21 protein-coding genes and 1 pseudogene are annotated in these 22,278 nt (G+C 55.1%); 1 reads left to right on the top strand and 21 read right to left on the bottom strand.

Features of this window, described 5'->3' with window-relative positions; all coding sequences use genetic code 11:
• Nucleotides 1-262: 262 nt before the first annotated feature.
• The 21 genes and pseudogenes from FGQ49_RS10580 to FGQ49_RS01900 form a co-directional block, all read right to left on the bottom strand.
• Nucleotides 263-613, bottom strand: a complete 351-nt coding sequence (locus FGQ49_RS10580; RefSeq protein WP_084730548.1) for a TnpV protein — start codon at nucleotides 611-613, stop codon at nucleotides 263-265.
• Nucleotides 614-1,377: 764 nt separating this feature from the next.
• Nucleotides 1,378-1,620 (bottom strand): transposon-transfer assisting family protein, encoded by a 243-nt coding sequence (locus FGQ49_RS02000; protein ID WP_087415873.1) that lies wholly within the window; start codon nucleotides 1,618-1,620, stop codon nucleotides 1,378-1,380.
• A 1-nt stretch (nucleotide 1,621) separates the two neighbouring features.
• Nucleotides 1,622-4,114: a YodL domain-containing protein gene (locus FGQ49_RS01995; protein ID WP_138268251.1), complete on the bottom strand. Its 2,493-nt coding sequence runs from the start codon at nucleotides 4,112-4,114 to the stop codon at nucleotides 1,622-1,624.
• 182 nt (nucleotides 4,115-4,296) lie between these two features.
• The gene (locus FGQ49_RS01990; protein WP_138268250.1) at nucleotides 4,297-4,656 is read right to left on the bottom strand and encodes a cysteine-rich VLP domain-containing protein; all 360 of its coding nucleotides are present in this window, start codon (nucleotides 4,654-4,656) and stop codon (nucleotides 4,297-4,299) included.
• Nucleotides 4,649-6,706, bottom strand: coding sequence for a type IA DNA topoisomerase (locus FGQ49_RS01985; protein WP_138268249.1), 2,058 nt, complete (start codon nucleotides 6,704-6,706; stop codon nucleotides 4,649-4,651). The genes FGQ49_RS01990 and FGQ49_RS01985 overlap by 8 nt, the downstream gene beginning before the upstream one ends.
• Before the next feature lie 196 nt (nucleotides 6,707-6,902).
• Complete coding sequence (locus FGQ49_RS10785) at nucleotides 6,903-8,132, bottom strand: CD1107 family mobile element protein (protein ID WP_138268247.1); 1,230 nt, start codon at nucleotides 8,130-8,132, stop codon at nucleotides 6,903-6,905.
• Entirely contained in the window at nucleotides 8,119-8,367 is a 249-nt protein-coding gene (locus tag FGQ49_RS01970) for a DUF4315 family protein (RefSeq protein WP_138268246.1), read from the bottom strand. The genes FGQ49_RS10785 and FGQ49_RS01970 overlap by 14 nt, the downstream gene beginning before the upstream one ends.
• Nucleotides 8,368-8,384: 17 nt before the next feature.
• Nucleotides 8,385-10,094 (bottom strand): C40 family peptidase, encoded by a 1,710-nt coding sequence (locus tag FGQ49_RS01965; protein WP_138268245.1) that lies wholly within the window; start codon nucleotides 10,092-10,094, stop codon nucleotides 8,385-8,387.
• The gene (locus tag FGQ49_RS01960) at nucleotides 10,091-12,472 is read right to left on the bottom strand and encodes a VirB4-like conjugal transfer ATPase, CD1110 family (RefSeq protein WP_207734402.1); all 2,382 of its coding nucleotides are present in this window, start codon (nucleotides 12,470-12,472) and stop codon (nucleotides 10,091-10,093) included. Before FGQ49_RS01960 ends, FGQ49_RS01965 begins: the two co-directional genes overlap by 4 nt.
• Entirely contained in the window at nucleotides 12,390-12,824 is a 435-nt protein-coding gene (locus FGQ49_RS01955) for a PrgI family protein (protein ID WP_087415864.1), read from the bottom strand. Before FGQ49_RS01955 ends, FGQ49_RS01960 begins: the two co-directional genes overlap by 83 nt.
• Before the next feature lie 20 nt (nucleotides 12,825-12,844).
• Entirely contained in the window at nucleotides 12,845-13,714 is an 870-nt protein-coding gene (locus FGQ49_RS01950) for a VirB6/TrbL-like conjugal transfer protein, CD1112 family (protein WP_087415863.1), read from the bottom strand.
• A gap of 67 nt (nucleotides 13,715-13,781) precedes the next feature.
• On the bottom strand, nucleotides 13,782-13,997 hold the full coding sequence (locus FGQ49_RS01945; protein WP_087415862.1) for a Maff2 family mobile element protein: 216 nt from the start codon (nucleotides 13,995-13,997) through the stop codon (nucleotides 13,782-13,784).
• 69 nt (nucleotides 13,998-14,066) lie between these two features.
• Nucleotides 14,067-15,413: pseudogene (locus tag FGQ49_RS01940) on the bottom strand (VirD4-like conjugal transfer protein, CD1115 family); the annotation flags it as partial.
• A 287-nt stretch (nucleotides 15,414-15,700) separates the two neighbouring features.
• Complete coding sequence (locus FGQ49_RS01935; protein ID WP_138268243.1) at nucleotides 15,701-16,207, bottom strand: conjugal transfer protein TraG; 507 nt, start codon at nucleotides 16,205-16,207, stop codon at nucleotides 15,701-15,703.
• Nucleotides 16,204-16,689 carry a PcfB family protein gene (locus FGQ49_RS01930; protein ID WP_087415666.1) on the bottom strand — a complete coding sequence of 162 codons (486 nt, stop codon included), beginning with the start codon at nucleotides 16,687-16,689 and terminating at the stop codon, nucleotides 16,204-16,206. The genes FGQ49_RS01935 and FGQ49_RS01930 overlap by 4 nt, the downstream gene beginning before the upstream one ends.
• A gap of 90 nt (nucleotides 16,690-16,779) precedes the next feature.
• Nucleotides 16,780-17,142: a hypothetical protein gene (locus FGQ49_RS01925; RefSeq protein WP_138268242.1), complete on the bottom strand. Its 363-nt coding sequence runs from the start codon at nucleotides 17,140-17,142 to the stop codon at nucleotides 16,780-16,782.
• A 45-nt stretch (nucleotides 17,143-17,187) separates the two neighbouring features.
• Nucleotides 17,188-18,069: a DUF6017 domain-containing protein gene (locus FGQ49_RS01920; protein ID WP_138268241.1), complete on the bottom strand. Its 882-nt coding sequence runs from the start codon at nucleotides 18,067-18,069 to the stop codon at nucleotides 17,188-17,190.
• Between the two features lie 57 nt (nucleotides 18,070-18,126).
• Entirely contained in the window at nucleotides 18,127-18,633 is a 507-nt protein-coding gene (locus tag FGQ49_RS01915) for a hypothetical protein (protein WP_087415664.1), read from the bottom strand.
• 30 nt (nucleotides 18,634-18,663) lie between these two features.
• Nucleotides 18,664-18,933, bottom strand: a complete 270-nt coding sequence (locus FGQ49_RS01910) for a DUF5720 family protein (RefSeq protein WP_138268240.1) — start codon at nucleotides 18,931-18,933, stop codon at nucleotides 18,664-18,666.
• The gene (locus tag FGQ49_RS01905) at nucleotides 18,930-19,538 is read right to left on the bottom strand and encodes a hypothetical protein (protein ID WP_138268239.1); all 609 of its coding nucleotides are present in this window, start codon (nucleotides 19,536-19,538) and stop codon (nucleotides 18,930-18,932) included. Before FGQ49_RS01905 ends, FGQ49_RS01910 begins: the two co-directional genes overlap by 4 nt.
• Nucleotides 19,539-19,606: 68 nt before the next feature.
• Nucleotides 19,607-20,446 (bottom strand): ParB/RepB/Spo0J family partition protein, encoded by an 840-nt coding sequence (locus FGQ49_RS01900; protein WP_431731922.1) that lies wholly within the window; start codon nucleotides 20,444-20,446, stop codon nucleotides 19,607-19,609.
• A 488-nt stretch (nucleotides 20,447-20,934) separates the two neighbouring features.
• Between FGQ49_RS01900 and FGQ49_RS01895 the strand changes: the two genes are divergently transcribed.
• Complete coding sequence (locus tag FGQ49_RS01895; RefSeq protein WP_347559321.1) at nucleotides 20,935-22,104, top strand: amidohydrolase; 1,170 nt, start codon at nucleotides 20,935-20,937, stop codon at nucleotides 22,102-22,104.
• Nucleotides 22,105-22,278: the final 174 nt, after the last annotated feature.

The following is a 22,278-nucleotide window of genomic DNA, read 5'->3' as shown; positions in this document are numbered from 1 at the left end:
CCGTATTCCTGCCGCAGCCAAGTAGCGGTGTCCTTTTCACGGGCATGGTCCTTCATGTAGCGGACAACCGCGTGCTTGCTCTCGATATTGCCGTTCCATTCCTGGATGGCGGCATCAATGTCAGCCTGGGTAAGCGCCCGGCGAGGGACCGCTGGTGTTGGCGGGGCCGGTTCCGGCTCCGGGACAGCAGAAGGGCCAGACGCGAAAACGCCTGGCCCTTCATCAATCCGCCGTATTTGTTCCTGTTCCGAGGGAAACAGGGTTAGCTGTATATAAGTTCCGTCAGAAGGATTTCCTCCGCCTGGGCTTTGCAGTTGTTCATCAGCCCCACCCAGGTCATCGGATCGCGGGCTTTCAGTTCCTCCGTCACGCCCGCCGCCTGCATCAGCTCCGGCATCATCTGCTCCAGCCGCCGGTTCATGGTCTGCTCGATCTCGTTCAAGTGCGGGTACAATTTCCCGCTCACCATCATGGCGTTGAACAGGACCGGCCGATGCTCCTTCAGATAATCCCGGCGCATCCTCCCGTACCGGCCCAGGGGCTTCGTTTCCTCCAGCTTCAGGTCGGGGATCAGATAATCTCCGTTCTTGGTGTAAGTCAGGTTGTTCTCCATGTGTGACGCTCCTTTCCGCGAATTTGGCTCGTTCATAGTTTTGGATAGTAATGCCGATCTGCCGCAGCACCTGTTGGTTGCTCTGGCTGACCGCCGTTCCCAGGGCAGCTACCGCCTCCGGGGTGTTGAAATCGAAGATACTTAAAAAGTCCTCATGGTCGAAGTAGCCTTCCGGCTCCAGTCCACACCGGGACAGCAGCGAGTAGGTAATGCTGACCGTTGCGGCATTTCTGAACTGCACTCCGATGTTAAATTCATCATAGCCTTCCAGAAAGCTCCCGTCAACGATGTCGAGGATGTCCCGCTTGTGTTCCACCCAATACTCGCTGACAAGCTGGGCCGCGATGCTTTCAAGCTGTTCCGCCAGGTTGTTTTCGGGCGGCGCACCAAACCGCTCGGCAAGCGCCTGAGCCACCGCCGCCTCATGCTCCGGGCGAAGCTCCCACAGGAAGGGGTGGCGGGAATTTTTCCGCAGGCCGGTGTCGGAAATGTCGAACACATACCGAAGCCGGGGCTTTTCGCGGGAATTGTCCACAAGGGCGATGCCCTTGGAGCCGCGCCGCACATACCGGCGCATGGTGTCGTTCCAGAGGTCATATTCCGCACAGGCTGTTGCATCCGGGCGCTGGGCGAAGATCATAAGCTGCTCGTGGAAGGGGTACTTATACAGCCGGGAGGCGGTGGTGAGAAATGCGGTCCACCTCTGCCAGCTATCCGTCAGATGGGTGGCGGTGTAGCTGGCCATCGCAGAATAAAATTCCAGGTTACTCATCATAGGCATTGTCCTCGCTGTCAAAATCCGGGTACAGTTCCAGCTCGGCAAATGCTTCATCGGTCATGGCGGACAGCTTTGAAAGAGCAGAGTCGGTAAGCTCCAAAAGCTCCGTTTCATCTGCGCCCAGGTAGCCGCGCATCTCGGTGAGGGCCTCGATCAGCTCCTGGCGGGTCCCGTCCCCGGAATTGTAAATGCACATCAGGTTGATTTCTTCAAAGGTAAAGTTGTTCATATCAAAGCTCCCTTTCCGCGCTCTTTTTGGGCGCTGTCTTTTTCCGCTCCTGTTTCGGACTCTGCCGGAGCTGTTCCATCACAGATTTTTTCTTGTCCCGTTCCTCCCGGTGGACGGCATCTGCCAGGTCCATCAGGGAAATGGGCTGTCCGCTTCTTGCCTGCGCCTCCAGCTCCGCCACCGTTGCTTTGGGGCCGTTGTTGATGATGCCGTCAATCATGCCGTAATCATCTTCAACGGTCATTTCCGCATTTTTCAGCGGATTGGACGGAAGAAAGCCGGGGATTTCCTGAAAGCCAACGCTGTCGCAGTAATGGCAGGATACCACGCCATCCCTTTTTATCGCAACGATGTCGCTGACGCTCATGGATGGGCTGTGGAAGTCTGCCGGGCGGTGGAAATTGAACTGTTCAAACAGCTTGTGAAGCCGCCCGTCCATGCTGCCGGTTTCCGGGAGCGGGGCGGTATAGACCAGATCATAGTTGCCCCGCTCCACAGAAAGGTCATGGGCGTTCAGCCAGTCCATATTCATAAAACGAAGCCTCTGCGGGTCATTCTCGGCCACCTGGTAAATGGCGAAGCAGTCCCCCTCATGGGAAAGAAATGCCCGTTCCCGTTCTTCCTGGTGGTTCAGGCGGTTCTGCACCCGCGCATCGAACTCCGGGCTTTCCTCCCATTCCTCGCGGGAAACGGCATACATGGTCCCGGCGGCCTGGGTGTCAAATTCTTCCCGGTCAAACAGCATCTCCGCGCTACCGCCATCCACCACCGCATACACGGTCAGATCCCGCTCATAAAGCTCCATCGCCCGCTCTTTGGAGAGGGGGAGCATATCCCCGTCCCGGTAGCCGCACTTTTCCAGATCATCCAGCGTGAGCATCGGGTCCGGCATGGGGTACTCATCCAGCGTCTGCTCCGGGGCATCCGGCAGCATGGTACTTTCCGGGACGGCAGCCTGGGTCGCTGCCTCCTGCATCTGCCGGTAGGCCGCCTCCTGCAAAGTTTCAATCATGGCAAGGGGCGCATACTTGATGGACTGGCCTCCCAGGTCGTGCATCTCACAGATTTCCAGGGCGGCGGTGGAGATGGGCAGCTCCGGCGCGTCCAACTGACCGCCATCCATCTGGCGGAGGGTGTCTTTATCATAGAGAGTGTAGTCATAGCCATCCTCGGTGGTTTGCAGATGCAGATACACCGCCTCATCCAGAAGCAGCAGCTTTTCCTGCACAGGCGCAAGCTGGTCCAGCCGCTGCATCAGCTCCGCAGCCTTTGCGGTATCTTCACCGGGTTCGTTTTCATCCAGGACGCTTTGGAGCCAGTCCTGAACACCTCGCGCCCCGCCATGCCGGAGAGAAGCCGCCAGGTCCTTCACCGCAGCCTCCCGGTCCTCCACTTGGTCCCGGTATTCATAAGGGTCGAAATCAAAGGCAAACTGGTCGATGTCGGAGGCAAGCTGGTCGATGGGGTCCAGCTCCGGCGCAGCGGGTTCCTCCGCTGCCGGTTCTTCCGCAGCCGGGACCGTCTGCTCCGGCTCATTTTTCTGCTCGGACAGGTCAATGCCCTGTTCCTTGCAGACCTCGGCAAAGTGCTTTTCGATACCGGCGATCATGCTGCCAGCGGTTTTATTGATGGTATTCAGGCAGGCCCGAAGCTCCGACAGCTCCCGGTCTTTGCAGTAGGAGGCCACATAGCCGAAGCTGTTCTCCCCGGTTTCGATGCCGAAATACTGGCAGACCATATAAGAAGTGCTTTCCGCCTCGATTTCCTCAATCTGGTGGGGCTTGGGCTTTGGCGGCTCCTTGGACGGGTCCCCGGCAGCGGCCTCCATCCGCTGCTTTTCATAGTTGTGCAGGGTGGCATGGGTCATCTCATGGATGCAGGCGCATACGGTCTGGACCTCGCTCATCCCTTGTCGGATGGCGATGCGCTGGGCGGTGGGACTGAAAAAGCCGTCCATGTTGTCCTGCATCGGCTCGATGGTCAGGGGAACTGGCGAAGTGCGCCGCAGGGCCTCCATGAAAGCCTCGTAATGCTGGACATTCCCGAACAGGTCGGCGGCAAGCTGGGGCAGCGGCTTTCCCTCGGTCTGTGCGTAGTCAAACACTTTGATGGGCCGGAACGTGGGGATTTCAATTTCCTTTTCCTCCATCACTACCTTGCCGTTGGCATCCAGCACCGGGGCCTTGGTGTCCGGGTCGAGCTTCTGTTCCTCGATTTTCTTCTTGTAGGGTGTGGGGGCGATAATCGTAATGCCATGTTCGCCCCGCTTTACATGGCGCTCAAATTGCTGCCACTTGTTATAACCGGCCACTTTGGTCGCGTTAGGGCGCTGTAAGCGGATCAGCATCTGGTTGTTGACGGAGTAGGTGGGAAAGCGGGACATGACTTTCAGATACTCGGCATACTTGCCGCTGTCAAACACTTCCCGGATGCCTGCCTCGATCTTCTCACCCAGTTCTTTCAGGCGTTCCTTGTTGGTGGGCTTATCGGCCATGAGAGTTCAGCTCCTTTCCTGAAAAAATAGGCCCCCGCAGGGGAAGAAAACTCATCCCTTGCGGGGGCGGAAATGTAACGGTTTCAAACACGGTTTTGAGGGGTTCAGGGGAAAACATACGGCAACGCACAAACGGGGCCGGAAATGCCTTGAAATACCTGGGCTTTCCGGCCCCGAAAGCGTTACATCTGCCCCCGGTGGCGGCGCACCCGTTCACGGGTTTTCTTCCGCTGTTCAAAAGCGGCGCAGCGGGGACAGTACAAAGCCCGATTGCTTCTGGCCTGGAAGGGCTTGCCGCAGGCCCGGCAGCGTTTCAGATCATCGGCTCCCTGGCCGATGGCCGCGCACAGCTCCGCATCCGCAGGCAGAACCGCCTCCTTAAAATACCGGCAGAGAAGGGAGTAGGAAATGCTCTGCACACAGACGCATCCCTCGCCTTCATCCAGGGCCAGGCAGTTTCCTTCATCATAGTTGGCGCACAGGCGGCGGATCAGTTTCCGGGCGCGCCGGAGCTGGCCCTCCGTCATGCGAGGCTTATCCATTCCCGAACACCAGCTTGAAGTTGGTCTTTTCGCCGGTGTCCTCCATCACCACCGTTGCATCATAGGTCTTGCCGGTTTTCTCCGAGTAGCAGCCGGTGAGCTTCACACGGCCATCCTTCAGGAGAGAGGCGGCCACCGCCTTGGTAAGGTTCTTTTTCTTGGCTGTGAAAAACTTGCTGTTTTTCCAAAGGGCAAACCGGCAGCCAGCGTTTTCGCAGAAAAATCCCTGCTTGCGCTCGGTGACAGCCCCGCCGCAGCGGGGGCATTTGCCCACCGTCTCCCGGTCAGAGGGGAAAAGCACCTGGGAACCGTCAATCACCTTGTAGGTCCCCACCAGGTCCCGGAGCATATTGCAGATACCGTCCATGAACTCGCTGGGCTTCACTTCACCGCGCTCCACCTCTTTGAGCTGGTGTTCCCATTCCGCAGTCAGAAGCGGCGATTGAAGCTGCTCCGGCAGGACAGTAATCAGGGAAACGCCAATCTGCGTGGGGATGAGGTTGGTGGTCTTTTTCTGTTTCTTGCGCTCCACAAAGCCGGTGGACACCAGCTTTTCCAAAATACCGGCGCGGGTGGCCGGTGTGCCGATGCCCTTGCGCTCCGCATCCTCCGGCATATCCTTTGCGCCAGCCGTTTCCATCGCGGAGAGCAGCGTGTCCTCGGTGTAGTGCTTGGGGGCGGTGGTCTTGCCCTCTTTGATGGTGACAGCGGTGACGGGGAGCGTCATTCCTTCTGTCAGTCCGTCCGGCAGGACGCTTTCTTTTGCAGGGTCTACCTTTTCCCGCTGATAGGCTTTCCAGCCCGGATCGGTGATGGCCTTTCCTTTGGCCAAAAATTGGTTCCCGCCGCAGGACAGGGTGACAGCCGTTTCCTGGTAGCGGTAAGGGGAGCCGGTGGCACACAGAAGCTCCCGCGCCACCAGACGCAGGATTTCCCGTTCCCCGGCAGGCAGGGCCTCCACATCCGCCCGGCCAGCTCCCTCGGTGGGGACGATGGCATGGTGGTCGGTGACTTTGGCGCTGTTGCATACCTGGGCGGCCAGAACGGTGTCCGGCACAGCCACCCCGCAGATCTTCGCCGCCGCAGCCGCCAGAGCCGGAACCGTCCCTTCCATATCGGCGGTCAAATATCGGCTGTCGGTGCGGGGATAGGTGCAGAGCTTCTTTTCATACAATGCCTGGAGATAGTCCAGGGTCTGCTGGGCCGTGTAGCCAAGCTGCCGGTTGGCATCCCGCTGGAGGGTTGTCAGGTCATAGAGGGCAGGCGGTTTTTCTGATTTTTCTTTCTGCTCCACAGTCTGGACCAGGGCGGGCTGGCCTTTGCAGGCATCCGCCACCGCCTGGGCCGCCGCTTTCTCGGCACATTTCTCACCGGCGGCAGAAAATCCGCCGCAGTCCAGAACCGGCGTATAAAACGGGACCGGCTTGAAGGCGCTGATCTCGGCCTCCCGCTGGACGATCAGGGCCAGCGTCGGGGACATCACACGCCCGATGTTCAAAGTGCGGTGGTACAGTACGCTGAAAAGACGGGTGGCATTGATGCCCACCAGCCAGTCGGCTTTGGACCGGCACAGGGCGGACGCATACAGCCCGTCATAGTCGCCGCCCGGTTTGAGGGCCGAAAAGCCCTCCCGAATGGCGGCATCCTCCATGCTGGAAATCCACAGCCGGAGCATGGGTTTCTTGCAGCCGGTCAGGTTGTAGACGGTGCGGAAGATGGACTCTCCCTCGCGCCCGGCATCGCAGGCGTTCACCACCTCGGTCACATCGGACCGCTCCATTAGTTTTTTCAGCAGGTTAAACTGCTTTTTCTTGTCGGCGGCCACCGAATACTGCCATTTCTCCGGCAGGATCGGCAGGTCCTCATAGCGCCACTTGGCATAGTCCGGGTTATAGGCGGAGGCATCCGAAAGCTCTGCCAGGTGGCCGAAACACCAGCTCACCAGATAACCGCCGCCTTCCAGGTAGCCGTCCTTTCGGTTCGCAGCCCCCAGCACAGAGGCGATGCTCTGCGCCACAGAGGGCTTCTCTGCAATCACTAAGCGGCTCATAGGTTCACGCTCCTTCCTTTGGGTTTCATCGCCGCCGGTTCCATCACGCCCCGGTAACAGGGCAGGATGCAGCCCTCCCCGTAGCGTTTGCAGCCGTGGCAGGGGTGGCCTTTGGCCGGACGGGACAGGTCAGGCCCCCGCTCCTGGCGGGGGACCTGCATCATCATGCGCTCCAGAGGGTTGTCAGTGAAATATCTCATAGCTTCTCATCCTCCGGCTCCGCATCCATAGTAAACTCATCGTCCATTTCTTCCTCTGCGTCCTCGTCCAGATCTTCCTCCCCGGCGGGTTCCTCGTCCTCGCCGTAGTCGTAATCATTCAGGTCGGTGTCGCCTTTGGTCTTGGGCTTATTCTTGATAAATTTGATGTAGTAGAACGCGCCGCCGCCCGCCAGGGCCGCGATCAGCAGGATAATCAGCAGGCCGCCCATGCCGCCGCTTTCTTCCTCCGGCTCTGGCTCGGTTTCCTCGGCAGCAGGCGTTTCTTCCGGCTCCGGCTCTGGTTCCGGGCCAGCGCAGGCGGTCATATCCGAAGCGCAGATTTCACAGTTCATATTGACCGCTCCGGCTTGGCAGCGGGTGGTGCAGGAACAGGTGGCCGGTTCGCCATCATCGGCCAGGGCCATCAGGTCCGCCTCGTCCACCTGGTTCAAGAAGTGGACCGTTTCCTCTCCCTTATCGTCACGGTCAATAATCAGGTAAAAGACATTCCCGGCTTTCGTTTCCAGCGTGATAAACTGCTTGCCGGTGCCGGTTGTGCTGCCGTAATCGTCAACCAGGGTCAGGTTCCCGTCCGGGGTCAGGGCGCTGCCGCCCCCGCCGCCAAGCAGTCCCATCAGGGAAGAAAGTTCATCTTCTCCAAGAGAGAGGGAAAAGCTGCCATCGCCGGTACTGGTATCGCTGATGGTGAGGTAATCGCCGCACACATAGCCCTCGCGCTCCGGCAGGAGGATTTTCACCCAGCCGCCTTCGGTGCCGATCACCTCCACCTCGGTCCCATTGGGGAGCTGGGTGATGGCGGCATTGTCGGTCCCTGCGCCGGTGCGGACATTTAAGTTGCCGCCGTTGGTAGTGACGGTCCCGGTCCTGATGCTGGCCGCCTCGCCGCTGGAAGTGATCTGAAGGCCGCTGTCCGTAATGGTGACTTCCACCTGGGAGCCGAACAGGGAAGAAAGCAGCCCGGCCAAATCTTCCTCGGTCATGGTTTCGGTTTCTGCCGTATCAGAGGCATTTTCGTCTGCATCCGCAGTATCTTCGATGCCGCCGGTGGTGGGAGTCTTTGTTTCCTCGGCTTGTTCGGTGCTGGCCGTGGTTTCCGGCTTTGCCTCCGGGTCGTTCCCATTGGCAAAAGCCACCGTAGAAAAAGCCGTGAAGCAGAGCATCACGGCCACAAAGCTGGCAAGGATACGAGATTTAGTTTTCTTCATCGCCGGTTTCCTCCTTCTCCGTCATGGCAGGGGCCATCTGGCCGCTTTTGGACGCTTCGATCAGGGCCGCCAGTTCCTCCGGCGTCATGCCCATGCTGCGGACCATGCCCACAATGTCCAGGTTTTCCAGCTCGGTGCGCTGTTTGTCCAGTTCCTTCTGCCGGGCCTGAAGCTCCGCGATTTTCGCGGCGTTCTTCTCATACTCGGCATTGATTTTCTTGATTTTGGCGTTCATACAAAAGCTCCTTTCTGTTACGGCAGTCTCGCAAAGGTGTAAAAATGCTGCTGCCAGTAAGAGGTGTTGATATTTGCGTAAGAAATCGGGGACCCGCAGTGGATCATCATTCCGTCCCCCACATACAGCCCCACATGGGAGGCCCCGGCGGTGTCATAGGTCCCCTGGAAAAAGATCAGGTCGCCGGGCCGGGCGTTCTCGCGGGAAACAGGGGTGGATATGTTCAAAAGCCCGTTGGCGGTCAGCCGCCCCACATCCCAGCCAGAATGATTGATGACCCATGAAATGAAGCCGGAGCAGTCAAAGCTGGTGCTGGGAGAGCTGCCGCCCCACACATAGGGATAGCCCAGGTATTTTTCCGCCTCGGTAATCATGGCCCGGAAAGTTTCATCCTCCAGGGCTTCCGGGGGAATGTCATAGTCGGTAAATTCCAGGCTGCCGCTGTTGGAGGCGTTGGGATTGCCCTCAAAGAGATCGGGCCGGTTGCCCAGCGTTGCCATATAGACCGCATAGAGGCTCACCTGTTCCTCGCCCATGATGTAGACAGGTAGATGGGACAGGTCAAAGTTTTCCAGAGTCACATAACAGATGTAGTAATCGTAAGGGACCTGCTCGCTGGTGGTTTCGCCGGTTTCCGGGTCCGTTGAGGTTTCGGTGCGGTAGCGTGTCTCCACCACCACTTCCTCGGTGAGAATGTACTGCCGCTCAAAGAGGATGGAGAGGGTTCCTTCCACTTCGGCAAGGGTCCATTCCCCCTGATGGTAGGCGGTGAGAATGGAGATCAGCACATAGGGGTCATGGACGATTTCATCCAGATCAAAGTGATACTCGTCATAGTCATGGGTGGCTTCGTAGTTATCCAGGTAGTCCTGCAACTCTGCCTCCATCTGCGCGTAGGCGGCCTCGGCCCCCAGCATATCCTCATCGCGGGAGGGATAGGTGGAACCGGCAACGCCGGAACCCACGCTTTCAAACATCATGGAACAGGAGGACATGGTGTTGAGCAGGAAACAGAGCATCACCACCAGGGCGATGCCCACCAGAAAGCCCCGCCGGTGCCGCCAGACGAACTGTGCCGCCTGTTCACTCTTTTTGGCGGCGGTTTTGGCGGTCTTTGCCGTCTGTTCCGCAGCTTTGGCGGTACTGCCTGCGGTCTGGCCCGCACGCTTGGCAGCGGCATACTGTTTTTTGATGGCGTGCTTTTGCTGCCATCGGGACAGCGGATTGCTGGCAAGCTGGGGATTATCCCGCAGGCTTTTGTGGTAAAGGGCGTTAATGTTGGCCTTTTCCAGCCTTTTCTCGGCTTTGGCGGCCTCCCGGTAAGGTTTCAGCTTGTGGGAATGGTAGGCGCTCTCAATCATGCGCCCGCCCGTTTCGGCGGCTTCTTCCATCTTGTGGGCGCTCTCCACGCCCACATTATCTTCCTCGGACTCCCGGATTTCCTTGTGTACTTTGGAGAGAACCGCGTTCCCAGGCGCATCCCGTACTGCATGGGACAGCTTGGAAGGCGGCTTTTTCTTATCCACTTCCTCAAAGCGCAGGCGGGTGACGGTCTTGCCGGTGGCAGGGTCCGTTACCGTTTCCTCGAAGCGGATTTTCTTCTTAGGGATTTTCGCCCGCGCTTTTTCTGCCTTGTCCGCCGCCCGGTCTGCCTTGCGGATGGGCTTTTCCAGTGCCGGGGCAGCCCGTTCCTCTTTGGTAAACTGTAAGCGGGGTTCCTGCCTCATGCCGATACCTCCTGGGGCTTCGTGGTCATAATGCGGTACAGCTCGGTGTCCTTCGGGAACCGATCCAGGAAAGGCAGAATGACATTCCCGTAGAACAGAAGCCCCTCGCCCTCGCCGGAGTGGGTCACATAGGAAAGCTGGTGCGGGCTGATGTTGAGCTGCTTCGCCAATATCTGCCGGTCCCCGGATGCCTGATTGAGCATATAGATGAAGTCGCTGTTCTCAAAGATGTTCTCAATCTCGCGGGAGGCCAGCAGGTCCTTGATATTTTGGGTGATGCCGGTGGGGATGCCGCCCCATTTCCGAAAGCGTTTCCAGATTTCCACGCTCCAGCTTGCAAGCTCCCCCTTCAAAAGCAGGTGGAACTCATCGCAGTAGTAGCGGGTGGTCTTGCCAGCCGCCCGGTTGACGGTGACGCGGTTCCACACCTGGTCCTGGATGACCAGCATACCGAGCTGTTTTAATTGTTTGCCGAGTTCCTTGATATTGAAGCACACCAGCCGGTTTTCCAGCTCCACATTGGTACGGTGGTTGAACACATTGAGGGAGCCGGTCACATACAGCTCCAAGGCCGCCGCCACGCGCTTGGCCTCCGGCTCCGGCTGGCTCAGCAGCTCGTCATAGAGGTCTTGCAGGATAGGCATTTTCTCCGGGTCCGGGTCGGCCAGATAAGGCCGGTACACATTCCGCACCGCGCGGTCAATGACGGTCTTTTCCACCGGCTGCAATCCGTCCTTGCTCCCCACCACAATGTCGCACAGGGAGAGGATGAAGTCGGCTTTCAAAGCCAGCGGGTTATCATCGTCCGAGTAGTTGAGGTTGATGTCCATTGGGTTCACATACTGGTTGCTGGTGGGAGAAATTTTCACCACCTGCCCGCCCAGGCGGATCACCAGCGGGGCATATTCGTCCTCCGGGTCACAGATCAGGACATCATCATTCGTCACCAGGAACACATTGGAAATCTCGCGTTTTGCCGAGAAGGACTTTCCGCTGCCCGGTGTACCGAGTATCAGCCCGTTGGGGTTCTTCAGGAGTTTTCGGTCCACCATGATGAGGTTGTTGGAGAGCGCGTTCAGCCCATAGTACAGGGCCTCCCTGCCATCCTGGAAAAGCTCTTGCGTGGTAAAGGGTACAAAAATAGCGACGCTTGAGGTCGTCAAGCCCCGCTGTATCTCGATCTGGTTATAGCCCAGGGGCAGGCTGCTCATCAGCCCTTCTTCCTGCTGGAAGTCCAGCCGGGTGAGCTGGCAGTTGTGCTTTTGAGCGATGGAACTGGCCTGAAACACATTGTTGGCAAGCTGCCTCTGGCTGTCTGCGGTGTTGAGGACCAGGAAGGTCAAAAGGAACATTCGCTCGTTCCGGCTCTGCAAGTCCTGCAAGAGCTTTTTCGCCTCCGTCCCGTAAGTGGCAAGGTCGGAGGGAATGATGTCCATGTCATAGCCGCTGCGGACCGCTTTCTTTTGTTCCTCGATTTTTGCCCGGTCCAGGTCGGTAATCTTGCGCTTGATGGTCTTGATGGCGCTCACCTGGTCTACCGACTGGATATGCAGGTTCACGATCAGGCTGCTTTCCATGTCCAGAAAGTCCGCCAGCATCCGGTCATTCAGCTCCGGCGCGAGGATTTGGACGAAAGAGACAGCCCCGAACTTTCTCCCCATGCAGAAGGTCTTGCCGTTGGGGAAGGAGAAGGAGCTGGGCGCAATAAAGTCTTTGGTGGAGAGGCCGGAAGGGGCCAGCCAGTCCCAGGAGAATTGAAACGGCTCCTGCCCGTCCATGTGGAAAATCTGATGCAGCACCCGCAGGCGCTCCTTTCCGTTTAACGGTTCCACCACCACGCCCAGCCGCTTGAAGTTGTTTATCACATCCGTCTCAATGCGTTCCAGACGGGGCTTTGCCGCCTTCAGGCTGGCCGCCTCAATCCCGAAAGTCAGGTACTTGGTCTTGATAAGGCCGTTGTTGCCCTTGGCAAGCTGGTTTTGCAGCATTTCCGTGTACTCGGCCCGGATGCTGTCAAATACATCGCCCTGGGGCGGGATGTTGATGCTGTTCGCATAGCTGTCCCGGCTGGCGGTCAGGTTGAGGAAGGAAAGCTGAAATTTGATGGAGCTGTCGAAGTAGTTGAGGAAGTCGCACCAGCCCTCAAAGATGGCGGTTTTATCCTCATTCTGCGAAAGCTGGTAGTTAATGTCCTGGTACTGGACCGTCTTGGTGTAAAAGGTATCGGTGACACGGCAGATGCCGTCCGGGAAGATCCGCTGATAAGGGATGCTGTCCTGCGCCGAAAGATGCTTTTTATCGGTCTGGTTCGCCCTGGCGATGGCGGCCTCGATCTGCTTTCTCTCGGTGCGGGTCAGTTTTCGCTTTTCCGTTGACAATGTGATACACCTCCCTGTCTAACTGGTTCTGCCGCATGACAACGGCGTAAAAGTTCTTGGTTTTATAGGGCCGCTGCCGGGGCCGCAGGAAACACACCCGTATCATGTTGCGGAGTATTTTTTCCAGCGGCTGGCCGTTCTTCTCGTACATCGCCAGCAGGAAAAACGGCAGCATGAGGATGACCATGCACATGGCCGCTGTGCTGGTCCCCACAGGCCCTCTGAGCAGAAAGAAAAGCGGCACGCCGAGAAGCGCCCCGCTCCCGAAGCAGACAAGCTGCCTCTTGGTGAGATTGAACATGACCTTCGTTTTTACTTTGGTCAGGTCTTTTGGTACTGGTACATAAGCCATTTAGAAACCTCCCTCCCGATTTAGTGCGCCGAGAAAATGCTCTTGGCGAGGCTTCCAGTTTTGAACAGGGTAAAACACAGCAGCACCGTATAGCCCACACAGCTCCAGATCGCGCCGATGATGTCATCATCCAGGGCGATATTCTCCACCAGGACCGCATAGATGCCCACGCAGACGATGATGAGAAATGCCTGAAAGCCCAGGGCCATCAGGGAGCGCAGGTAGTTCTGGCCCATGCCGCCCCATTCCCGACCCATCATGGCCGCCATCGGGATGGGAGCCACAGAGGTCACGAGATAGATTTCCACCATCCGACCATAAATGACGATGAATATGCAGATGGTGAGCGCCCACATGGTAATGCCCACAAACAGGGATTGGAACCACAGGCCGAACAGCGGCCCCAGCTCCATCTCCATCAGACGACTCTCCATGTCAGTGACAACGGAGCTGATGTCGATGCTTGCATCCGAGATGATAACGCCGGATGCCTGATTGACAACGCCCTGCGCCACATCAAACACACCCATGACGATGTTCCAGGTATTGGTGACAATCAGGATGGCGCAGGCCGTTTTGAAAATCCACTTGAAAAAGACCGCTGTTTCGATCTCGTGGAAGTTATTCTTGTCGGTGATGATCTGGATCAATTCCAGCGTCATAACAAACGCTAAAATCACTCCGGCGATGGGGACAATGACCGTCTCCGAAAGGTTGTGGATCATGTTATAGATGCTGCCATTCCAGCCCTGGGGGGTCATACCCACCTGGCCGGAGATTTCAGCCACCTTCTGGTTGACGGAATCGAACATCCCGGACAGGTTGCTCGTAATACCGCCCACCAGAAGCTCCTTGAGCCATTCGGTTATGGCATCCCACAGAAAATCCATAGGGGTTTACCCTCCTTTCTGCCCCTCCCGCACAGGACGGGAGGGGCTGGGGTTTTGGGGTGACAGATTAGCCGAAAAGCCCGGTGAGCTGCGGAACGAGCAGCATACCGATCAGGGCAACGCCGCCGCCCGCCATGAGCTGTTTCATACCCTGGCTTTTTGCACCAGGGTTGTCGTTGCCGTAGCCTTCGAGAAGGTTAATCACGCCCCAGATACCAAGGCCAGCGCCCAGGGCAATCACGAGAGTCTGAAGAACATCCACAGCAGAGTTAAAGAATTCCATAATGTACCTCCATAAAATTTGATTGATTTTTGATTGATTACGGAAGGCACACATTTTCCTCGAAGGTAATCAGCCGCCGGTTTCCTCGGCGGCTTCGTCCCCGGACAGGTCAATCGAATAGGCTGCAAATTGTTCGTCCGGCCTCAATTTGAGCCTGGCAGACAGAAAACGCTCTATGTCGAAGGCGTTTTTCTTGTCGTAGTCGGATAGATATTTGTAGTTCGGATGTTTGGTGATGTCAAACTTATCCGAAAGAAACGGCCTTACGCCGCGCAGTTGCAGGATGCACTTGCCGCCATCCATAACGGCCAGCTCATCCTGGCTCATCAGTTCTTTTCCGAGCTTCTGGTAATTGAGAGAGTGGGAAGTTTCCCGCCCACGGCTTTCGCCGGTATTGTAGGTATCGATTGTCTCTTTCCCAAGGGATGCCGCCAGCTCCTTTAAGGTGGTCGGCTCCTTGCCGCCCAGGAATACCGTGGCATCCATATTTCCGATGATGGTGTCGGCGTTGTCTTTGTAAATCGCTTTAAGCTGGCTCTGCGCCTGGAGGACGAGGCAGGCGGATACCTCACGACTTCGGATGGTTGCGACCAGTTTCTCCAGCCGGGGGATCTGCCCGATGTTGGCGGCCTCGTCTATGAGGCAGCGCACATGAACCGGCAGCCTGCCGCCATACACATCATCAGCCTTCTCGCACAGCAGGTTGAAAAGCTGGGAATAGGCCATAGCGATCAAAAAATTCATACTGTCCTCGGTGTCGCTCATTATCAAAAACAACGCTGTCTTGCGATCTCCGAGGGTGTCTAATTCTAGCTCGTCATAGGCAGTCAGGTCCCGGACCTCCTGAATGTCAAAAATAGAGGTTCTGGCCGCCGCGCTGATAAGGATACTTTTGGCTGTCTTACCTGCGGCGAGCTTGTATTTTTTATACTGGCGTACCGCAAAGTGTCCGGGCTGGCGGCTTTCCAGCTCCTTGAACATCAAATCCACAGGGTTTTCAAATTCCTCATCGTCCTCCCGGACCTCCATCGCATTAATCATTTCCAGCAGGGTGGAGAAGTTCTGTTCCTCCGTTGGGGCCTCATAATGGATGTAGCCGATCAGCGCCGTAAACAATAGCGTCTCGGCTTTGACCCAAAAATCGTCCCCGCCTTTGCCTTCGCCTTTGGTGTTCGCAATCAGCGTTGTCACCAATTTCAGGATGTCCTTCTCCGAGTGGATGTAGGCGAAAGGATTGTAGTGCATGGATTTTTTCATGTTGATGGTGTTCAGGAAACGGATGCGGTAGCCGAACTTTTGCAGCATTTTCCCGCACTCGATGAGGATACTGCCCTTTGGATCGGTGACTACGAAGGATGTCGGATAGGTCTTGGAAGTACACTGCATCAGGTTGGGTTTCAACCAGAAGCGTGTTTTCTGATGTGATTACCGGGCCGCTTTTTATCAGCCCCTCTGGAGCTTTCGCCCATTTTCAGCGGCGTGTCCATTCACGCCCAGCATAGCATATCTTTTTGCCCTGCCGTATCCGGCAGGCCAGCCGGCAGCGCGGCCTCGTGGGGCTGTTATATTCTGCAAGGCAGGCTCAAGCCCTATGCGTTGCGTGTGTCCCGCTTTTTAAGGCGGGCCTTCCACTCCGGTCAGGACTGCAAAACCCTTCCAGATTTCTTCCGCGCTGATACTCTTAACTTACTTGCTGGCTTCGGTTAAGACGGCAATCGGCCCGTACCCCATGCAGGGTCAGGTGGGGGCCTTCTACCACTTCCAGATCCGCCGATAATCAAAACATTCTTATTCCTGGCTGTCCTGGGGTCCTTGGGGCGGCTGTTCATCGTCAGCCGTTCCGTCTGGGTGAGAATGATGTTATTCTCAAACACCGGGTCCATAAACGGCTTGATGTCCTCCGCCGTACCCCAGCGGGCCGAACCGTATTCCATGTTCTTGCGGTACTTCTTGGCGTTCTTGCCCTTGAAGTAAACAGCCAGACGCAGGGCAGCCCCGCAGCAGAGGCCCACCAGCAGGTCAACCGGGTGAAAGCTGGGGAGTGCTGACTGAAAAGCGGCGGCAAATCCATCCATTAAGCCCAGCAGCTTGGCCGAAGCGTCCGCGCCCGGAGCCAGCCGCCACGCCTCGCCCAGCTTGGTAGCATATAGGCCGATCAGCAGATAAGGCAGGTTGGGGAGCAGAAGTTTTTTCAAATCGAGCTGTCTCATCGTTCCTGTTCCCTCCGTTTCTCACGGTTCGGGACCGGGGCTTTCACCAGCTCCTTGAACTTCTTGAGCTTACCCAGCACAGACTCCCGGCGCTGCTCCTTTTTCAGCCGGTTCTTGGAATACTTCTGGAAGGCGGCGTTCATACTCGCCTCGCTGGGAGCCTTGAAGAAAATCTGATACTGGCCCTTTGCCGTTTTATAGACCGCATACTGGACCTTGTACTCGCGGGCAATCCGGTCAAAACTCCGAAGCCCCTTGTCTTGCAGGTCGATCTCCTTCATGTCGCCGTACTGCTTTTTCAGGTCCTCCATGCTGACCTTGCCGTATGGCTTTACATCGTCCGGGCTGTCCCGGCTCTTTTGCAGCTTCTTGTTCTTGCGGTGGGCCAGGTACTTGGAAAGCGCCGCTTTCAGGACCCGCCCGGTGAACTTGGTGGCATTGACCGTCAGCGTCAATGTCCTGTTTTCCACTTCTTCCTGCATCAAAATCACTCCCTTCTGTCAGGATGAAAGCGGCGGCCCCGTCTAAGGCGGGACCACCAGACGACGGAGCAGGTATTTCCCCCGCATGGGTCAGGCTCCCATTTTGCCGCCATCCTCGCGGCCCTGGCCCTTGACCGTCAAAATACCGTCCAGGGTGGTGGCGGTGATCCGCAGCCGCTCGGCTACGGCGATGTCGTTCTTCATGGCCTCATCCACCGTACCGCCGCAGACTACCAGCACAGAAGCGCGGCGGAGATAGTCGCGGGCCATGTCGATCCCGTCCTTATGCTCCTGGGGGATGCTGTCCTTCAAAAACAGCGGAAGGAACAGAAGCGGGCAGACCGGGGAAAATCCGGCCTCGTAGACCAGGCGGCAGTATTTGGCGGCGTTTTCGGTGTTCTCAAACTCGTTGTCGCCCCAATGGGCGGTGATATACGCAAGCGGGCGTTTCATGCAAAACTCCTTTCTCCCCATGCCGGGGTGCAGAAAAGGCGGCCCTTATGAGCCGCCTCCGTAAAGGTCGTGATTGACCAGCATCGTGTAGTGGTTGTCCAGAGAGGACGGTGCATTGAACAGCGCCGCCATCAGATATGCCTTGGTGTTCCAGACGCGGGTGGTGTTTTCGTGAATACCGTCCAGCACTTTCTCGATGTGGGAACAGGTGATCTTTGCAAACCGCTGCTGAACAAAAGCGGTGGGGTATTCCGCATCCCGCCCGATCTTGATGGTGGGGCTTTTGGTCAGCGCCACTTCCAGCATGATTTCCACGAACTCGTCTATCTGTTCCCGGTTCAGGGAATTGCAGATATGCTCGTACTCAATCTGATCCCTGATTTCCTCTCGTTTTTCCATTACTTCCGTCTGTCCGTCCGTCTCTGCCGCCGCAGGCGCAGAAGGAAAGAATGAATGAGTATTTGATCCATGAGTATTTGATTTTTGGATATTTGATTTCTTAGTATTTAATTGCGGCGGATTTCCCGTATCTGGTACAGCCATATCTGGTGTTTCCATATCTGGATTTACCATATCCGGGTTTTCCGTACCTGGTGAAGCCGTATCTGGCTGGGCCGGTTCCGGCTGGGGCTTGACCGGCTTCTCAAAGATGGTGTACTCGGTATCGGTGATCCGGCCATTCTTGCCCCGAAGCTGCCTGCGGGTCAGATACCCCGCGCTTTCCAGCTCCCGGAGGGTCTTGCCAATCGTCTCCACGCTTTCCTTGCAGATGGAGGCCAGGCCCCGCGTTGTGTAATTCCACTCATCCGGCAGGGAGAGCATCATGGAGAGAAGCCCCTTGGCTTTCAGGGTCAGGCCGGTATCTTTCAGGTGGTAGTTGCTCATCACGGTGTAGTCCCGTGTGCGCTCTACGCGAAAAACTGCCATATTCATCACTCCCATTCTGAAAGGGCGGCCCGGCCCTGGGGCCAGCCGCCTTACTGGTTACGGTTCATAGACCGGCTGGGTATGTTCATACACCGGGCCGCACAGCCCGTTTAAGTCCTCCACAAGCTCGCCCAGGTCCAGGCACAGCTCGCTGTCCATGACCGGTGTATCCTTGATGGTGCGGTACTGCGTGATATAACCGTCATGGTCGTAGTTCACGCTCACGCAGGAGACAACCGCCAGGGACATATCTTCCAGGAGCCACAGCTCCAAGGTGCGGGTAGCCACCACGATCTCCATTGTCACCTGGTCGGTTTCCTCATACAGCAGGGTGGCTTTCTGGCGGAACAGGTCCTCGCCCCGGTAGTTAAAGGACCGTTCCTGCCTGCCCTGGGTGATGTAGGAATACACCGTTGTGGCATTATGGCGGACCACCTGCAACAGACTGTAAATGTCCAGGCTTTCCACCAGCTCGGTGGCCTCGTCCTCGGTGTAGCAGCCTTCCTCAACCGCCTGCTGAAACAGATCGTCAAAGGTTTCTTTCAATGCTTCATAAGCGTCCATACTTAAATCCTCCTATGGGTACGCCTGCCATCAATGGCGGCGTTTTTTGGGTTTGTCGGGCAGGATATGCCCCTCGATGATTGCAGCGTGGCGGCGGATCTGAAGCTGGCCCTGGCGTTCCAGGGACCGCATCCGGGCATACTCGTCCTCGGTCAGAAACAGCCGCTTATACTGGCCCCTGCGCCCCAGGGGGCAGGGGGTGGACAGAATGAGAAATTCCGCCATGTGCCGGGTATCGTCCTTGAACCGTTCCACAGCCAGCAGGTCGTGGCCTTCCAGCGGGAGATGCAGAGGTTTCATGCCTTGCGCCCCCTTTCGTGAATATCCAAGGCCGCACAGCCATACCGGGCGATGAGCAGGGCGTTCACGATCATGCGGAGCGCCGCAGCGTCCACAACCTCGGCATCCGCCAGGTCACGGGTTGTCAGGCCGCCCGCATTAGTGTAAATGCCCCGCGCAGCGATATAGAGGGTGTAATCGTGGGGTGAAATCTCATGGAGCCTTGCATAGTCAAACTCTGCGCCTCGCCTGCACAGGCAGTTTCCGGCGCGGCGGTAAATGTCCTCATCGGAAGTGAACAGGAACATGACCGCAAAGAAGGCAGGTGTATCCCGGCGCTTGCTGTGTCCCAGGTGGATTTTCACGCCCTCCATGCGCTGCCGGTGGCGCTCATCCTTCCAGAGCATACCGGGGAAATCCCGGATCAGCGGTTCCAGGCGGGCCATCAGGCGCTTATCGTGGGGAAACATCTGCCGGACCACCTCTGCATAGCCCACAACGCCCGCCTCAATGCGCTCGGCCATCCAGGGGCAGCCGCAGGCGGTGCAGCCAAATTTTTTGACATACTCGGTGCAAAGTTTGCAGTCTACATCTGCCGGTGTGTATTTGAAAGTGTTGATATACATGGATACCTCCTTGTGAAAATGAAAAGGCCGGGCAAATGGATCGTCCGGCGGGTTAGGTGTATTCGGTTTTACCGCTCCTGGCTGCGCTGGCGTTTCCTCTGCCATGCCTCAAGCAGCTTGATGATGGTGTTTTCCATTTGCAGGGGCGTATAGGATTTTGGAAAATACTTGCGTATGCGGTCCCCGTCAAAGGTCAGGCTGAACTTCTCCGGCTTCTTTTCCTCGGACATGATTGCCAGCATACTGTCCTCATTGAGCCGCCCGGCCTGGCTGAATTTCTTCATCCGCTGGGCCTGGGAGAGTGACGGGGTGGCCTGCTCATAGTCTATCGTGGTGACGAGCATCTGCTGTTCCTCCGGTTTGAGCGCCGCAATTTGATAGGCGGGTGAAAGGGCAATCTTTTTCTCGTCTACCATCTGCATCAGCTCCGGGACCAGGTTCGTCAGGGAAATATAATTGCGGACCGTATCGCCGCTGACCCCCATCTGCTGGCCGATCTCATCATCACTTCTCAACTTCGCCGAAATTTTCGGCGAAGTCAAATCGTTTCGTGCGCCCTGCCGCTTGATAGCCTCCAGCTTCATCTTGTACGCCTTGGCCCTTTCGCTGGGAAGGATGTTCTCCCGCTGAAGGTTGCTGTCCACCATGATGATGGTGGCCGCATCCCGGTCCAGGTTGCGGATCAGAACCGGCATGGTATCCAGACCGGCCTGCTCACAGGCGTATTTGCGCCGGTGTCCGGCTACGATCTCATAGCCGCCTTCCTCGCGGGGCCGCACGATGGCAGGGACAATCACGCCATACTCTTTGACGCTCTGGATTGTCTCTTTCATTTCCTCATCGTCCCGCACCTGAAAAGGATGGTCCGGGAATGGGTAAAGGTCCGTCAGCGGCAGGCGAACCACCACTTCTTCCTGGGGTGGCTGCTGGGCAGGCGGGGCGGTTTTCTTTCGTCCCCTGGCAGGTGACGCGGGCTTATCGCTCAATGCTTCTCACCTCCATTGAGACACAAAAAGGAGGCCCAGCCCGGAACCTCCCTTCGCATCTGATTTTAGGCATAGAAAAACGGACATCAGCAGAAACACTAATGTCCGTCAATACATCGGCCCACAAGAGCCGCTATATTCAGTTGTCCGGCTGCACACAGGGGAAGGCTCCGGCGGAGCCTGGCACACATCACGACAGTTCTCTTTGCCACTTCATTCTCTTGTCGTTCCCTGTATTTTGCCCTTAATTTTTCCCTCACGAGCGTCCGTGAGGCCATAAAAATGCGGTAATGTTCGATAACAGCCCATAACACCTTTGCATGGATAAATTGGCGTATTTTCAAGGGTTTTCGGGGGTTTAATAACACCCGATAACGCCTCTCGGAAGGTGGTGAAATTTCAAAGGGCTAATTCTAATTTTAATTACTCATTCTTCCGGTCATATGGGTGTTGTTAACACTAAAGCACTTGAAATACTAAATATAAATAAGGATACAAAAGATCCTATTGGAGGAAAAATAGGAAGAGAAAATGGTATTCCAAACGGATATCTTGAAGAAAGTGCTTTTATAGATAACACAAAAAAATGCATGAATATTTCAATAGAAAAATTAATGGAAGCAATAAAAAAAGCAGAAAGAATCTATTTACAATATGGTATAACAACAGCTCAAGACGGACTTACAAAATATGAAGAATTTAATATTTTAAAAGAAATGTCTAAAAAAAATATGCTTGATATTGATGTTGTAAGTTATGTAGACATAAAAAATTGTAAAGAAATAATAGATGAAAATAAAGAATATTTAAAATATCATAACCGCTATAAAATAGGAGGATATAAATTATTTTTAGACGGTTCGCCACAAGGTAAAACTGCGTGGATGTCAAAACCATATGAAAACGAGAAAGAATACAGAGGATATCCTATTTATAAAGACAGTGAAGTAGAACATTTTGTAGATACAGCCATAAAGGAAAATATTCAAATAATTACCCATTGCAATGGAGACAGCGCTGCAGATCAGCTAATAAGTGCATTTAAAAATAAAAAAACAAATATCAGACCTGTAATGATTCATGCACAAACAGTAAGAAAAGACCAACTGAAAGAAATGTCTAAAATCGGAATGATAGCATCTTTCTTTGCGGATCATATATATTTTTTCGGAGATATTCATTTGAAAAATTTAGGAAAACGTGCATTTAATATCTCACCTATTAAATCTGCTATAAAAAATAATGTAGTATACACAATTCACGAAGATACACCTGTTGTTGAACCTAATATATTAAGAAGTATATGGATAACTTTAAAAAGAGAGACAAAAAATGGAGTTATTTTAGGAGAAGAAGAAAAAATATCAATAGAAGAAGCATTAAAAGCTGCAACAATAAATGCCGCATATTCTTATTTTGAAGAAAATGAAAAAGGAAGCATTAAAGAAGGAAAAAATGCCGACTTTATAATTTTGGATAAAAATCCTTTAAAAGTAAAAAATATTGACGAAATACAAAATATAAATGTTCTTGAAACAATAAAGAACGGTAAAAGCATATATAAAAAAATTAATAATTAATATAAAATCCCGGTAAATAAAATGATATAATACAAAAAAGAGGGAGAAAATTATGAATTACAAGAAAAATATTTCAGCATTTAACCTGCTTATTTCATCTATATCATTAATATTACTGGGATTATTTATTTTATTTTATACAAGGAATTTTTTAAATTGGTTTCCTTACATCAC

Source organism: Anaerofustis stercorihominis (genome assembly GCF_005844425.1).
GTDB lineage: Bacteria > Bacillota > Clostridia > Eubacteriales > Anaerofustaceae > Anaerofustis > Anaerofustis butyriciformans.
Note: the sequence above shows the minus strand (reverse complement) of the source record. Positions and strands in the feature narration are given on the sequence as shown.

Excerpts from the sequence above, each read along its gene's own strand:
- FGQ49_RS01935 (WP_138268243.1), bottom strand. The coding sequence starts at position 16,207 with ATGAGACAGCTCGATTTGAAAAAACTTCTGCTCCCCAACCTGCCTTAT.
- FGQ49_RS01965 (WP_138268245.1), bottom strand. The coding sequence starts at position 10,094 with ATGAGGCAGGAACCCCGCTTACAGTTTACCAAAGAGGAACGGGCTGCC.
- FGQ49_RS01920 (WP_138268241.1), bottom strand. The coding sequence starts at position 18,069 with ATGGCAGTTTTTCGCGTAGAGCGCACACGGGACTACACCGTGATGAGC.
- FGQ49_RS01930 (WP_087415666.1), bottom strand. The coding sequence starts at position 16,689 with ATGCAGGAAGAAGTGGAAAACAGGACATTGACGCTGACGGTCAATGCC.
- FGQ49_RS01905 (WP_138268239.1), bottom strand. The coding sequence starts at position 19,538 with ATGTATATCAACACTTTCAAATACACACCGGCAGATGTAGACTGCAAA.
- FGQ49_RS01955 (WP_087415864.1), bottom strand. The coding sequence starts at position 12,824 with ATGGCTTATGTACCAGTACCAAAAGACCTGACCAAAGTAAAAACGAAG.
- FGQ49_RS02000 (WP_087415873.1), bottom strand. The coding sequence starts at position 1,620 with ATGAACAACTTTACCTTTGAAGAAATCAACCTGATGTGCATTTACAAT.
- FGQ49_RS01915 (WP_087415664.1), bottom strand. The coding sequence starts at position 18,633 with ATGGACGCTTATGAAGCATTGAAAGAAACCTTTGACGATCTGTTTCAG.
- FGQ49_RS01985 (WP_138268249.1), bottom strand. The coding sequence starts at position 6,706 with ATGAGCCGCTTAGTGATTGCAGAGAAGCCCTCTGTGGCGCAGAGCATC.
- FGQ49_RS10580 (WP_084730548.1), bottom strand. The coding sequence starts at position 613 with ATGGAGAACAACCTGACTTACACCAAGAACGGAGATTATCTGATCCCC.
- FGQ49_RS01990 (WP_138268250.1), bottom strand. The coding sequence starts at position 4,656 with ATGGATAAGCCTCGCATGACGGAGGGCCAGCTCCGGCGCGCCCGGAAA.
- FGQ49_RS10785 (WP_138268247.1), bottom strand. The coding sequence starts at position 8,132 with ATGAAGAAAACTAAATCTCGTATCCTTGCCAGCTTTGTGGCCGTGATG.
- FGQ49_RS01945 (WP_087415862.1), bottom strand. The coding sequence starts at position 13,997 with ATGGAATTCTTTAACTCTGCTGTGGATGTTCTTCAGACTCTCGTGATT.
- FGQ49_RS01970 (WP_138268246.1), bottom strand. The coding sequence starts at position 8,367 with ATGAACGCCAAAATCAAGAAAATCAATGCCGAGTATGAGAAGAACGCC.
- FGQ49_RS01910 (WP_138268240.1), bottom strand. The coding sequence starts at position 18,933 with ATGAAACCTCTGCATCTCCCGCTGGAAGGCCACGACCTGCTGGCTGTG.
- FGQ49_RS01950 (WP_087415863.1), bottom strand. The coding sequence starts at position 13,714 with ATGGATTTTCTGTGGGATGCCATAACCGAATGGCTCAAGGAGCTTCTG.
- FGQ49_RS01925 (WP_138268242.1), bottom strand. The coding sequence starts at position 17,142 with ATGAAACGCCCGCTTGCGTATATCACCGCCCATTGGGGCGACAACGAG.
- FGQ49_RS01995 (WP_138268251.1), bottom strand. The coding sequence starts at position 4,114 with ATGGCCGATAAGCCCACCAACAAGGAACGCCTGAAAGAACTGGGTGAG.